Source organism: Aquiflexum sp. (assembly GCF_041751335.1).
Taxonomy (GTDB): Bacteria; Bacteroidota; Bacteroidia; order Cytophagales; family Cyclobacteriaceae; genus Aquiflexum.
Genome location: NZ_JBGSXS010000389.1, coordinates 26,637 through 40,503 on the forward strand (window position 1 = coordinate 26,637; position 13,867 = coordinate 40,503).

8 protein-coding genes are annotated in these 13,867 nt (G+C 43.1%); all 8 read left to right on the forward strand.

Annotation, left to right across the window (positions count from 1 at the left end):
- Nucleotides 1-195: 195 nt before the first annotated feature.
- The 8 genes from polA (at nucleotide 196) to ACEW8U_RS21060 (ending at nucleotide 13,565) form a co-directional block, all read left to right on the forward strand.
- Entirely contained in the window at nucleotides 196-3,012 is a 2,817-nt protein-coding gene (gene polA, locus ACEW8U_RS21025) for a DNA polymerase I (protein WP_373524020.1), read from the forward strand.
- 167 nt (nucleotides 3,013-3,179) lie between these two features.
- Nucleotides 3,180-4,565, forward strand: coding sequence for a DNA repair protein RadA (gene radA, locus ACEW8U_RS21030; RefSeq protein ID WP_373524021.1), 1,386 nt, complete (start codon nucleotides 3,180-3,182; stop codon nucleotides 4,563-4,565).
- Between the two features lie 707 nt (nucleotides 4,566-5,272).
- Nucleotides 5,273-6,598, forward strand: a complete 1,326-nt coding sequence (locus ACEW8U_RS21035; RefSeq protein ID WP_373524022.1) for a S8 family serine peptidase — start codon at nucleotides 5,273-5,275, stop codon at nucleotides 6,596-6,598.
- Between the two features lie 199 nt (nucleotides 6,599-6,797).
- On the forward strand, nucleotides 6,798-7,025 hold the full coding sequence (locus ACEW8U_RS21040; protein ID WP_373524023.1) for a hypothetical protein: 228 nt from the start codon (nucleotides 6,798-6,800) through the stop codon (nucleotides 7,023-7,025).
- A gap of 760 nt (nucleotides 7,026-7,785) precedes the next feature.
- Nucleotides 7,786-10,917, forward strand: coding sequence for a WD40/YVTN/BNR-like repeat-containing protein (locus tag ACEW8U_RS21045; protein ID WP_373524024.1), 3,132 nt, complete (start codon nucleotides 7,786-7,788; stop codon nucleotides 10,915-10,917).
- 249 nt (nucleotides 10,918-11,166) lie between these two features.
- Nucleotides 11,167-11,361 carry a hypothetical protein gene (locus ACEW8U_RS21050; protein ID WP_373524025.1) on the forward strand — a complete coding sequence of 65 codons (195 nt, stop codon included), beginning with the start codon at nucleotides 11,167-11,169 and terminating at the stop codon, nucleotides 11,359-11,361.
- A gap of 445 nt (nucleotides 11,362-11,806) precedes the next feature.
- Complete coding sequence (locus tag ACEW8U_RS21055) at nucleotides 11,807-12,763, forward strand: NAD(P)-dependent alcohol dehydrogenase (protein WP_373524026.1); 957 nt, start codon at nucleotides 11,807-11,809, stop codon at nucleotides 12,761-12,763.
- 400 nt (nucleotides 12,764-13,163) lie between these two features.
- Nucleotides 13,164-13,565: a hypothetical protein gene (locus tag ACEW8U_RS21060; RefSeq protein ID WP_373524027.1), complete on the forward strand. Its 402-nt coding sequence runs from the start codon at nucleotides 13,164-13,166 to the stop codon at nucleotides 13,563-13,565.
- Nucleotides 13,566-13,867 lie beyond the last annotated feature (302 nt).

Consider the following 13,867-nt stretch of genomic DNA (forward strand, 5'->3'; position numbering starts at 1 on the left):
TCGGAAAACCACTATGTATGACTAAATTACCAATAATCAGACCAAAGCCGATTACAGGTATGTTAATGTAAGGAATTTTATCAGTATTTGTCAGATTTTCGGTCCATGGGTAGGATTATTATTTGTAATTTCGTCCATAAGGAAGAAAGCCAAAATTTTCAAATTCTATTTAATTCAATAAACATAACCTATACCATGTCCCCAAAAGGAGATAAGAAACTTTTTCTACTCGATGCAATGGCTCTGATTTACAGGGCCCATTTTGCCTTCAGCAAAAATCCCCGCATCAATTCCAAGGGTCTCAATACCGGAATCATGCTCGGTTTTACCAATACGCTTTTGGAGGTATTGGAAAAGGAAAAGCCGACCCATATAGCAGTGGCCTTTGATACCAAAGCTCCCACATTCCGACACGTGCAGTTTGAAGCCTACAAAGCCAACCGGCAAGAACAGCCCGAGGATATCGAAGTGGGTATTCCATGGGTAAAGCAAATCGTCAAAGCCTTTAACATTCCACTCTTGGAATTGGATGGTTTTGAAGCGGATGACATAATTGGAACCATTGCAAAGAAAGCTGAAAGAACGAGTTTCGTAGTATATATGATGACTCCCGACAAAGATTATGGGCAATTGGTGGAAGATCATATTTTCTTATATAAGCCAGCTTTTATGGGCAATGGGGTAGATATCATGGGCCCCAAAGAAGTCTGCGCCAAATGGGACATAGAACATGTCGATCAGGTCAGGGATATTCTTGGATTGATGGGTGATGCTGTGGACAATATTCCCGGAATCCCAGGAATAGGAGAAAAGACTGCGGTTAAACTGCTGAAAGAATATGGTACCATTGAAGAGCTTCTCAATAATACAGACCAACTTAAGGGAAAGCAGAAAGAAAATGTTGAAAACTTTGCGCAACAGGGATTACTTTCTAAAGAATTGGCCACCATCAGTTTGGAAGTTCCAGTAGAATTTGATGAAGTAGATTTGCGCTACGATGGTCCAAATGAAGAAAAGTTGAAAGCATTATTTGCGGAATTGGAGTTTCGAACTTTGACCCAAAGGGTATTTGGGGAGAAAATCAAAAAACCTCAGATCAAAGTGAGCGAACAGTTGGGCCTGTTTACAGGTGTAGCAGAAAACAAAGTGGAAGAAGAGGAATTGGTGGAGGAAAATCCAATACCGGCCATTCAATTGCATGACAGCATCTTGACTTCTGCCCATGATTACCATAAAGTAGATGGTGAAAAAGCCATCAAAGAATTGATCGGATATTTGGAGTTGCAGGATGAGTTCTGTTTTGATACTGAAACCACTTCCCTGAATCCTAATGAAGCTGAGTTGGTCGGATTATCTTTTTCCTATGTACCTGGTGAAGCTTTTTATATTCCTTTTCCAGCCAATCAGGAGGAAGCCAAAGTGAAACTGGAATTATTTAGGGGAATCTTTGAAAATGAAAACATTACCAAAATAGGCCAAAATGTAAAATATGACCTTTTGGTTTTGAAAAACTATGGCATGGATGTCAAAGGCAAACTCTATGACACCATGTTGGCACATTACCTGATCGAACCCGAGGGAAAGCATTCCATGGATTGGTTGGCCCAGCAATATCTCAATTACAGACCGGTATCCATTGAATCCCTGATTGGTAAAAAAGGCAAAAACCAAGGAAATATGCGTGATGTGGAAGTGGATGAGGTGGTAGCCTATGCAGCCGAAGATGCAGACATCACTCTAAAACTCAAACAGGAATTTGATCCCATCATCAAAAGCAATGGACTTGAAAAATTACTTCATGAAGTAGAAAATCCATTGATCCGGGTTTTGACAGATATGGAATTTGAAGGAGTGAGGATAGATACCGAAAGCCTTGCAGAGATGTCGGTTATCCTTGAGGAGGAAAGCAAAGAGATTGAAAAAAGAGTCTATGAACTAGCCGGTGAGGAATTTAACCTATCCTCCCCAAAGCAATTGGGAGAAATATTGTTTGTGAAATTACAGTTGGATCCAAAAGCAAAGAAAACCAAAACAGGTCAGTTTGCTACCGGAGAAGAAGTTTTGAGCAAGATGGCCGGAGAACATGAAATTGCCGAGGCCATTCTGGATTTCCGTCAGATGGTGAAACTCAAATCCACCTACGTGGATGCCCTACCCACCATGATCAATCCCAAAACAGGTAGGGTGCATACCACCTACAATCAGTTTGTGGCGGCCACAGGCAGACTTTCCTCAATTAATCCCAACTTACAAAATATCCCTATCAGGACTGCTAGAGGAAGGGAAATCAGAAAAGCATTTGTTCCGAGGGATGAAAACCATGTTTTATTGGCAGCGGATTACTCTCAGATAGAATTAAGGATCATGGCAGCATTTTCACAGGATCAATCCATGATCGAAGCATTCAAAAACGGCAGGGACATTCATGCCACCACAGCAGCAAAGATTTTCCAGGTTCCTTTAGTAGAAGTGACTTCGGATATGAGACGAAAAGCCAAGACCGCCAACTTTGGGATCATATACGGCATCTCTGCTTTTGGACTTTCTCAGCGTCTCAGCATTTCAAGGACCGAGGCTAAGGAAATCATTGATGCTTATTTCAAAGAATTCCCTGCAGTTAAAGAATATATGGATAACGCCATAGAAAAAGCAAGGAAAAACGAATATGTGGAAACCATCCTCGGACGCCGTCGCTACCTCCGTGACATCAACAGCCGAAATCAGACCATGCGGGGCTTTGCAGAGCGCAATGCTATCAATGCACCCATACAAGGTTCCGCGGCCGATATGATCAAGGTAGCCATGATCCATGTCCATGAATGGATGAAAAAAGAAAACCTGAAATCCAAAATGATCCTTCAGGTTCACGATGAATTGGTTTTCGATGCCCACAAAGATGAGGTTGAACTTCTCCAAAAAGAAATCCCCAAACTCATGGCCAATGCCGTCACGATCGAAGTTCCACTTGAGGTTGAAGTTGGGATTGGCAGTGATTGGCTACAGGCACATTGATTGATTTTAGATCTTAGATTTAAGATTTAAAATTGAGTCATATCCGGATGTAGAAATTAATCTTTGATTGTTACATATTTAAAATCAAACCTTTTAAGGTATAAAGAACTCTAATCCAAACTCAACCCAATCTCAAATCTTACGTCTCACGTCTCACGTCTTTATTCATGTCCAAAACAAAAACCACCTTTTTCTGTCAAAACTGTGGGGCGCAAAGTCCAAAATGGATTGGTAAATGTCCATCTTGTGGGGAATGGAATACCTATGTAGAAGAGGTTATCCAAAAAGAGGAGGCAGGGAAAGGCAATTGGAAGCAATCTATAGGTGGCACAAAATCCAAAAGGGTTGCTACTCCAAGAAGGCTGACAGAAATCAATTTTGAAGAACAGCCAAGAATCGTAACCCATGATGCAGAATTGGATAGGGTTCTGGGTGGGGGGATCGTTCCGGGATCATTGGTTTTGATAGGAGGTGAACCTGGAATCGGCAAATCAACCTTGATGTTGCAGATTGCATTGTCTTTACCTCAGCTCAAGGTGCTGTATGTTTCCGGTGAGGAAAGTGAATCCCAGATCAAAATGCGTGCAGAGCGGATGGCTTTTCATTCTGATAATTGTTATGTCCTTTCAGAAACCAATACCCAACAGATTTTTCAGCAGATAGGAATTCTCGAACCTGATCTTTTGGTCATCGACTCCATTCAGACTCTGCACAGTCAATATGTCGAATCAGCAGCAGGTTCTGTTTCTCAAGTAAGGGAATGTAGCGCCGAACTCATGAAGTTTGCCAAGGAAACGGGCACACCGGTATTCCTGATTGGACATATTACCAAAGAAGGTTCTATTGCTGGACCAAAGGTTTTGGAGCACATGGTGGATACGGTATTGCAGTTTGAAGGGGACAGACACCTTTCTTACAGAATCTTACGGACTTCCAAAAACCGCTTTGGCTCCACCAACGAATTAGGCATCTATGAAATGCGGGCCGAAGGCTTACGACAGGTTGCCAATCCTTCAGAAATACTTTTAACCCAAAGGGAAGAGGTCTTAAACGGTGTGGCTATCGGCGCCATGATGGAAGGGAACAGACCCTTGCTGATAGAAATCCAATCCCTTGTCAGTCCTGCGACCTATGGCACTCCTCAACGCAGCAGTACCGGGCATGATGCTAAGAGGCTCAATATGCTTTTGGCTGTTTTGGAGAAAAGAGGTGGTATGAGACTTGGGCAACAGGATGTGTTTCTCAATGTGGCCGGTGGCCTGAAAGTAGATGACCCGGCATTGGACCTTGCCGTATGCGCCTCCTTGGTATCCTCTTATGAGGACAGCCCTGTTCCAACTGATCTTTGTTTTGCAGGGGAGGTTGGATTAGGTGGTGAAATACGGGCAGTCCACCGAGTAGAAAACCGGATTGCAGAAGCAGAGAAATTGGGATTCAAAAGGATCATGGTGTCCAAATATGCCATAAAAGGCCTGGACCTGAACAAATACAAAATCCAGGTGATTCCAGTGAGTAGGCTTGAGGAGATGTATCAGGGGTTGATTGAGGGCTAATGTCAGATGTCGGGTGACCGATGTTTGGGGAGACGGGAAACAGGATATCCGTCATTGCGAGTCCCCAACATTTTTAAAAAAACATTCAGAAAAGGTAATGACAACAGGTTACTCATACCTACGGTACGCAGGCGTCATCCCGAGGTACGAAGGATCTCCAGCGGTACAATAAGACGGTTGAATAACTGGAAAAATATTTAACCCTTTTGGTCAAAATAATCCTTTTCCTGAACCTCGGGAGATGCTTCTCCCGATAGTCCCGATAGCTATCGGGGGGGTCAGCATGACGGCCTCTCCGATTACGTCATTGGTAGGAGCGCTTCAAATTTCCTTTTAATTTAAGTACAACCCTCCGTGCGAAGTGGCAATCTCTGGGTGGAGTTTAAGGATGTATTTGGACTGCCCCTTTATAAGAAAACTGAAATTCTTAATCAATACCCTGAAATAGGACAGATTTAACTCAGATTATTAAACCGAAAATTTGATTACAGATATTTGATTTTTAGCCATTACAAAATAATCTATTTTCTAGATGGGAATATTGTGATAATTGCAATGGTATTTGATTGTAGAAAGAAACCATCAAAATTAAAAATCGAGTAAATCAGACCCAATGTCCTTTTTATTCCATTGAAAATCAACATTATAATATTTTTGTTGTAAATTAGGTCTGTTTTTATTTTCATTCACTTTTATCCTTTAAGACCATGACAAACCAATCAGAAGAACAGGATCCAAAACCCGAATTTACAGGAAAACGCTTGGTGATGCTTAGCCCAGACTCCAAGTTTAAAGACATCGAAGAAGGGGCAGAAGGGGCTTCACTCAGGCTTGCACCATCCAGCGATTACAAATCCCATGAGGAAGATTATGCCGAAGCTTTTGACGATGCAGATGGGATTGTTTTTGAGAATTTTGGGGTAGCCGTTATAAACGATAACCATCAAGCGGAAATCAATGTCCTCACCAGTTCTGCAAGAACGAATAGTATATTCCTGTATGATGAACCAGAGCGATATTTATATGCATTGACTGCTTCAAATGTTTCAGGCGGCGGTGGATTTTGGCAGTGGCTTTGCAGATTATTGGGAATTGGAAGACCTCCAACAACTCCTATAATTCCCGATCCCGGAAATCCCAATCCCAATCCAAATCTTCCTGATTCTTTTTCAGACAATGCCCAAGCCTATTGGGGTGTTCATGCTGTCAGGGCATTGACCAGTCCATATACTGGCAAAAATATACCTGTTGCCATTTTAGATACAGGCTTCTTATTGGCACATCCCGATTTTCAAACCAGAGGTATCAACAGTAAATCATTTATTACCGGAGAGGATGTCAATGACCTCAATGGTCATGGCACACATTGTACAGGAAATGCCTCAGGAGGTATCCGTGGTTCCAATGGGGTGCGATACGGAGTATCGCATGAATCAAATATCTTTATTGGCAAAGTATTGTCCAATTCAGGTTCAGGTTCCGATAGCGGAATCTTAGCAGGAATGGATTGGGCCATGACCAATGGCTGCAAAATTATTTCCATGTCTTTGGGTGCTCCTACCCGTCCGGGACAGTCACATTCCCGTATTTATGAGGACATTGCTAAAAATGCCCTCGATAAGGGCACATTAATCATAGCTGCTGCAGGTAATGAAAGTAGAAGATCGAGTGGAGCGATTAATCCTGTGGGTCATCCTGCCAATTGCCCATCCATCATGGCGGTGGCTGCCCTGGATAGGTTTCTGAAAGTAGCGGACTTTTCCTGTGGCGGGATCAACCCCAATGGAGGGGAAGTGGATATTGCGGGACCGGGTGTCGCGGTGATGAGTTCCTACAAATCTCCGCAGAATTATGCTTCGCTCAGTGGTACCAGTATGGCCACACCCTTTGTATCCGGTGTTGCTGCCCAATTATGGGAAAAGAATCCAACAGCCACACCCAAACAAATTTGGGAGGAGTTGGTCAATACCGCACGTCCTTTAAACCTGCCTTCCAGTGATGTGGGTGCAGGATTGGTGCAAAGTCCGCAGTAGAGTTCATTTGGTAATATTATCTGCTTTCTCCAGGTTCTGATATTGATCGATGACTTCTCCCGATTTTTTCGGGATTGGATATTGATTGATATTTGATATTAATAGATATTGGGTGCAGTAGCAAATATTTAACATCAAGAAATAATGTGATTTTGTATTCTACTGGCAGAACTCTTTATTTATATAATTAGATAAACAAATGGCTAACGATCCTATAAAATTCATTGCCTCGGTGGAGGATGAAGAAATCAAGAACATTCAGCAAATTGCTGAAAAGCTGCGTGAAAAGGGCTGTATAATAAATAATGTCCTTTCCTTTACCGGAGTGATTACCGGAGAGACTTCCGGAAAAGAAGATAGCCTACAGGACATCAAAGTCAAAGGCATAAAGCATATTGAGGAGGATGGGGAGGTGAGGGCTTGTTAGACGTGAGATGTGAGACTTGAGATTTGAGAAGCGAGAGACGAGAACGGAGAGACGAGAACCGAGAACCGAGAAACGAGAACCGAGGAACGAGAGACAAGAATCAAGAACCAAGACCAAAAATCAAAGCCTGCACTGAGTATCGGGGAAGCAAGATCGGGTATGTTAAAGTGGGAGATCCGGTTTAAGAAATGGGATTTGAGAAGCGAGAAACGAGATGCGAGAGACGAGTACCAAAGCCTGCCCCGAGGATCGGGGAACCAAGAGACAAATGGGTATTGTCATCCGTCACCCTTCTTCGTTTGACATTCGTTTTTTCCAAAAATTGATCCCATTTTGAATCAGCCCTGTAAGGGCTAAATATGGGTAGCCCCTCCTGCTTTTAGCTGTAGGGAAAAAAAATTCAAAGCTCCAACGGCTTTAGCCAAAATAAATCCATTTTCTTTAATCCAACCTTTCATTTTTGGCTAAAGCCTTTTGTTTTTTGGAATTCTTTGTGAATGGGCTGAAGCCCAATCCTATTGATAAATCCCGCTGTCGAAGATGGGACTCTTATTCCTTAGAAAACTATTATCTGTCACCTTTCCTTCATCCTTCATCCCTTCTCCTTCATCCTTCATACCCTCCCGTTCAACCAGTCCGACAGGCTTCTACATTTTCTTTGTACATTGTACTTCGTGCAATCCCCCATCTTTTACACCAGCGAAATCAAAACCCATAATATTTTTTCTATCTTCAAGGCCTCTTTAATCCTTGTCTAATTATGAGAAAAATTTTCCTCTTTTTCCTTTTTATTGGTGCACTTTCACTGTCTGCCCAAGATCTTCAACAAAGTAAAATTCCTCTCAAATACCGCAACATTGGTCCATTCCGAGGAGGGCGATCGGTTACTGCTTCGGGTGTAGTGGGAGATCCTTTGACCTATTATATGGGAACTACCGGAGGAGGTGTTTGGAAAACCACCGATGCAGGACAGCATTGGCACAACATTTCAGATGGTTATTTTACCACAGGTTCTGTTGGGGCAATTGCCGTTTCGGAAAGCCATCCTAGGATAGTTTTTGTAGGAATGGGGGAACATGCTCCTCGTGGCGTGATGACCTCCTACGGAGATGGGGTGTACAAATCCTCAGATGCAGGAGCCACTTGGAAGAAATTGGGACTGGAAAAAACCCAGCACATTTCCCGTATCATCATTCATCCCGAAAATCCTGAAGTCGTTTATGTTGCCGCACAGGGTGCATTGCATGCGCCGAACCCGGACCGTGGTGTTTACAAATCCATCGATGGAGGAGAAACTTGGGAAAAGGTGTTGTTCGTGGATGACAAGTCAGGTGCTGTCGAACTTTCTATGGACATGAATTTTCCGGATGTACTCTACGCTGCCATGTGGGAGCATCAAAGATTGCCTTGGAAGGTCATCAGCGGAGGTCCTGGAAGTGGACTGTACAAATCTGTCGATGCAGGCAAAACCTGGAAGAAACTGGAATCAGGCTTGCCCAAAGAAATGGGGAAAATGGCCATTGCCGTATCCAGAGCCAACTCCAATAAAGTATATGCCCTGATTGAAAGTGATTCCGATAAAAGACAGGGAGGCCTGTTTGTCTCCGAAAATGGAGGCGATATTTGGTTGAAAGTCAGTAGTGATAACAGACTGGTTCAGCGTGCCTGGTACTATATAGAGTTATTCCCGGACCCACAGTCCGAACACACCCTTTATGTCCTGAGTGCTCCTGCCCTGCGATCTATTGATGGGGGAAAAAGTTGGGAAGTACTTCCCTCAGCCCATGGAGACTATCACGACCTTTGGATCAATCCCAAAAACCCAAAAAATATGGTCATGGCAGACGATGGTGGCGCAGCCATTTCCTTTGACCATGCGCAAACATGGGCGAGGCAGGACAATATGCCCACTGCCCAAATGTACCGCATCAACACAGACAACCAATTCCCCTATCGCATCTACGGCGGACAGCAGGACAATACTTCTTTGGTCATCAATAGCCTTGCCCTTGGCAGGGGAAGTATCACCCAAGAGCATTGGAATTATTCCGCTGGGGGTGAGTCTGCCTTTTTGGCCTTTGATCCTGATAACCCCAGATATGTGTTGGGCGGAAGTTATCTCGGGACTATTGAAGTATTGGACATGAAATCGAATGCCACTACCAATATCATGATCGCACCTATTCAATACTTGGGCAGGGATGCTTCGGATATGAAATACCGCTTCAATTGGAATGCACCCATTATCTGGTCCCAGCATGAACCCAACACTTTTTACCACACCGCCCAACATGTGCTCAAAACCCAGGACATGGGCAACTCATGGGAAGTAATTTCCCCTGACCTGACCAGAAATGAAAAGGAAAAACAGGGTAAAGGTGGCGGACCTTATACCAATGAAGCAGTAGGAGCGGAAAATTATGGTACCATTGCTTATATCATTGAATCCCTGCATGAGAAAGGAGTCTTCTGGACTGGCAGTGATGATGGCTTGGTCCATCTGACACTTGATGGTGGAAAGACCTGGACCAATGTCACTCCCCAAGGAATGCCTGAAACCTTAGTCAATGCCATTGAGGTTTCTCCTCACGATCCTGCTTCAGCATATATTGCCACGACAAGATACAAGTTCAATGATTATACCCCGGCGCTATATAGGACCACCGATTATGGAAAAACTTGGACCAATATCAGCAAAGGAATTCCCTATGGAGCCTTTACCCGAGTGGTCAGAGAAGACGATAAGGTTAAGGGTCTACTTTATGCAGGAACTGAAACAGGAATCTATATTTCCAGAAATAGCGGAAATAGTTGGGATTCTTTTCAGCTGAATCTTCCCGTGACCCCGATTACCGACCTCAAGCTTGCCCATGGTGACTTGGTGGTCGCAACATCTGGCCGATCTTATTGGATTTTGGATGACCTGAATGTGGTCAGGGAAATGAAAGCATCGGTAGAAAAGCCTTTGTTATACACTCCCGATGATGCGATTATCGGACAGTGGTATTCCTCTATGAACAACAATGCAGCTTCCGGCACAGATCTCTTAACCGGTGTCAATCCTGCCAATGGCGTGGTGCTGTATTATCACCTACCGGAAAACATTACAGATTCAACTGCCATCAGTTTGGAAATCAGGGACAGCAATAGAGAATTGGTCCGTACCATTTCCAGCAAAGCTGATCCAAAGTTTCAGACATATGATGGAGGGCCATCACCTGAACCGGTATTGCCAGTAAAAAAAGGGATCAACCGTTTTGTTTGGGACATGCGTTACCCGACCATGCCGGGCATTCCGACGGCATATATTGAATCGAGCTTTAGAGGTCATAAAGTAATTCCCGGAGAATACACCTTCCACCTTAAATCCGAGCTTGGTGACTCCCAAGTCAAAGCCAAAGTGACCGAAAACCCGCTTTTCGAAACAGATCAACAGACTTATGTGGAGTACCACAACTTTATGTTGGGAATGGAAAAGGAACTGACAGTCATGCACAACATGGTCAACAAAGCCATGGATTATCAGCAGCAGTTGAAAGGTTTTCTGGAAAGAATCAAAGAAGATTCAGACCGCAAAGTACTTGCCGAAGCAGGTCAGCAACTGCTCAAAGAGATGCAGGCCTGGGATGAGGACATGGTGCAGCGAAAGTCCCTTGCTTATGATGATGTGGAAAATTTTCCCAATAAGTTTACCGCCAATTACCTGTTCCTGATCAATCAGACCGAAAGCGCCATTCCAAAAGTCAATCAAGGTTCCCGTGAACGTCATCAAGAACTGACCGAACAATGGCAAATCTTAAAATCCGAAGGCGAAAGAATCCTGAACAACGCCATACCTGCCTACAACAACCTGTTAAAAGAAGCTGGTATAGGGTTGTTGTTTGTTAAATAAATGATTGGGTAATAATTTATTTTCGGGCTTTCTATATACTTGCCTTTAAAGAAGCATAACTTATCTAAAAGCCGGCTAAAGTATCAAAACCATCTTCGGACTTCCAACTTCCATATGTCCGATAATATTTTTTAAACTGTTCATTTTTGGGACAGTAAAGATTTGATTGGTTTCTAAATCATTCAAATCCAATCCCTTATATTTATGGAATGCCTCTTGTCCTATATTTCATACAATAACCAAACGAAAATGATGAGCTTCCTTATTTGGTGTATCCTGCTGGTATTATGTTGGCCTTTGGCCCTAATTGCCATCATCCTCTATCCATTTATCTGGTTGATTTTACTGCCTTTCCGCCTCTTGGGCTTTGCCGTCGACCTTAGCTTTTCCTTTATCAGGAATTTGGTGATGCTGCCCTTTACTTTGGTGGGGAGAAGGATTTAAAGGAGGAAGGATGAGGGATGAGGGATGAAGCGGGGCCGAGGGGTATTTACATTTATGTCATTGGTAGTTTTCAACATTTACAAAATGTTCAGAATGGGTAATGACATTGGGTTTCTCGTCATCCCGAGGCACGAGGGATCTCAAACGGTTCAATTAGACGGTTGAATTACTGGATAAATTTTAATCCCTTTGGTTAAAATTAACCTTTTCCTGAACCTCGGGAGACCCTTCTCCCGATAGCCATCGGGAACAGGGTGACGGCTGCTCCGATTTATGTCATTGGTACGTAGAAGCCTGTCCGACGTGGCGAAAGAAGTCTGTAACTTCCCAGGGAAATTGAAACCCTAAGGATGTGAGTGGAGACACTCACATCGGCGAAGGGGAGAGACCCTTACATTGCCAATGGCTGAAGCGGTAATCATACACCCTCCAAACAAATACAACCATGAAAGCATTTACTAAAACAAAATACGGCGGACCGGACGTGCTTCGGTTGGAAGAGGTGGAAAAGCCAAGTCTGAAAGAAGGCCATCTTTTGGTGAAGGTGTATGCCAATTCCGCTAATCCTGCAGATTGGCATATCCTGCGTGGAAAACCTTTTTTTGCTCGCTTCTCCTTCGGACTTTTCAATCCAAAAGATAAAATCCTGGGGGCAGATTTTGCCGGTGTCGTGGAGGCAGTAGGGAAGAATGTCAGCGGTTTTAAAGTTGGTGATCGGGTCTTTGGAGAGACACTTCAGGGCGGTGCTTTTGCGGAATATGTCTTGGCACCTGCTGCGGTCTGTGGGCATATGCCAGCAGGAACTGGCTTTGATGTCATGGCTGCTGTACCCATCGCGGGTGTTACCGCCTTACAAGCCATCGTGACTCATGGAAAACTCCGAAAAGGAGAATCTGTTTTGGTCAATGGTTCCTCAGGTGGTGTAGGTCATTTTGCTGTGCAGATCGCCAAAGCCTATGGTGCTGAAGTTACCGCTGTTTGCTCCAATCGCAACATTGATTTTGTGACATCCTTGGGTGCCGACAAGGTACTGGCATACGACAGGGAAAATATCCATCAACATATTGGGAACTATGACCTGATTATCGATACCAACGGCAATCTAACTTTCAATGATTACAAGCGCCTCGGAAAACGGGGAGTGATGGTGGGTTTTACCACGATTGGCCATATGATTTCGGTATTGCTAAAAAGGGCTTTCAGCAAATTCCCCTTGGCACAATTTACCGCTGAAGCAAATACAAAAGATTTGAATACATTGGCCTCACTGATCCAAGAAGGAAAAATCCAACCCCATATATTTAAGACCTATCCATACCAAGATATCCCCCAAGCCATTGGTTATATTGAATGCATGCGGACCAAAGGGAAGGTGGTGATGGTTTGGGTGGGGGAGATTTGAGAATTTAGAATTTAGAGGGTAGATTTTAGATTTGGGAATGGTATCGGATAGGCCTCTTCATTTCGTAGTTGTAATAAATGAAACTGAATTTTTTACCACATAGGACATATAGACCAAAAGGATGTGAGTGGAGACACTCACATTGGCGAACCTTGGCCAAGTTTACAAAGAATAAATCGGATTGAGTTGGAGATTGGAGTTTGGAAACTCCATACTCTGAGGTCAAGAAGCCAGAGTCTTCGGACAAAGAACAGCGTAACAATATATTAATCGTCTAAAACATGAATAAACAAAACTTTCGTTTTTAAATTTATTCATATACAGAAATTTATTTTTTCAGTTTGTTTTTAAATCGGTAAGAAACGTTTATTTTTAATCTAAACTTTTACCCAAACAACTTATGAAAAATTTCCGCCTAATTGGAATAGTGCTCTTCATTTTAATGATGGGCAATGCTTGCAAATCCTATAAAAGCCTGGAAAGGATACAACCAAGAACTGATTCCGCTTCCATGTCTGAGCAAGTTCAAAAATTAAAGCCCGGAGATTTAATAAGGGTCTTTGAAAAAAGCGGAAGCATCAGAATGATGGAATATGTCATTACAGAAGAGGGGGTTTTGAGGGGATTTGGGGCAATGGGAAACGCAGGAGATCCGATTTCAATAAAGCTTGAGGACATCGTAAAAATAGAAGTCGAAAAAATTAACGTGGGAAAGACATTATTAATAACAGGCGGTGTAGTTGCTTCCGTCTACCTTGTTTTGGCACTTGTTGTTTTAGTGGCATTATTATCATCTTGGTAGATTTGGAAGTTAACTTTAAAGATTTTTTGGTGATTGGAAATTATCGTTGGCTGTATTTTTATTTTAAGCAAATTCCGGACAGCGGGGTCGATTAGTGAGGAGTACCTGTTTCCCATTGAATAATAGATTTTTTGTTGAATTGCTTTTTATAAGCATTAGGGAAAAATATTCCGACAGTATTCGTCAATCACTTGTACTATACTTTTAAGCTGTGCACTTTGCTGGCATGGAGATGCTGGGGGAAATCGAAATTTTGGAGGACTACTTAGGTGAGGTAGAAACTTAAGCTGATAGTTTCAAAG

What these genes read in the sequence shown, in the direction of transcription:
- ACEW8U_RS21045 (WP_373524024.1), top strand. Translation starts at nt 7,786, where the DNA reads ATGAGAAAAATTTTCCTCTTTTTCCTTTTTATTGGTGCACTTTCACTG.
- ACEW8U_RS21060 (WP_373524027.1), top strand. Translation starts at nt 13,164, where the DNA reads ATGAAAAATTTCCGCCTAATTGGAATAGTGCTCTTCATTTTAATGATG.
- ACEW8U_RS21055 (WP_373524026.1), top strand. Translation starts at nt 11,807, where the DNA reads ATGAAAGCATTTACTAAAACAAAATACGGCGGACCGGACGTGCTTCGG.
- ACEW8U_RS21040 (WP_373524023.1), top strand. Translation starts at nt 6,798, where the DNA reads ATGGCTAACGATCCTATAAAATTCATTGCCTCGGTGGAGGATGAAGAA.
- ACEW8U_RS21050 (WP_373524025.1), top strand. Translation starts at nt 11,167, where the DNA reads ATGATGAGCTTCCTTATTTGGTGTATCCTGCTGGTATTATGTTGGCCT.
- radA (WP_373524021.1), top strand. Translation starts at nt 3,180, where the DNA reads ATGTCCAAAACAAAAACCACCTTTTTCTGTCAAAACTGTGGGGCGCAA.
- ACEW8U_RS21035 (WP_373524022.1), top strand. Translation starts at nt 5,273, where the DNA reads ATGACAAACCAATCAGAAGAACAGGATCCAAAACCCGAATTTACAGGA.
- polA (WP_373524020.1), top strand. Translation starts at nt 196, where the DNA reads ATGTCCCCAAAAGGAGATAAGAAACTTTTTCTACTCGATGCAATGGCT.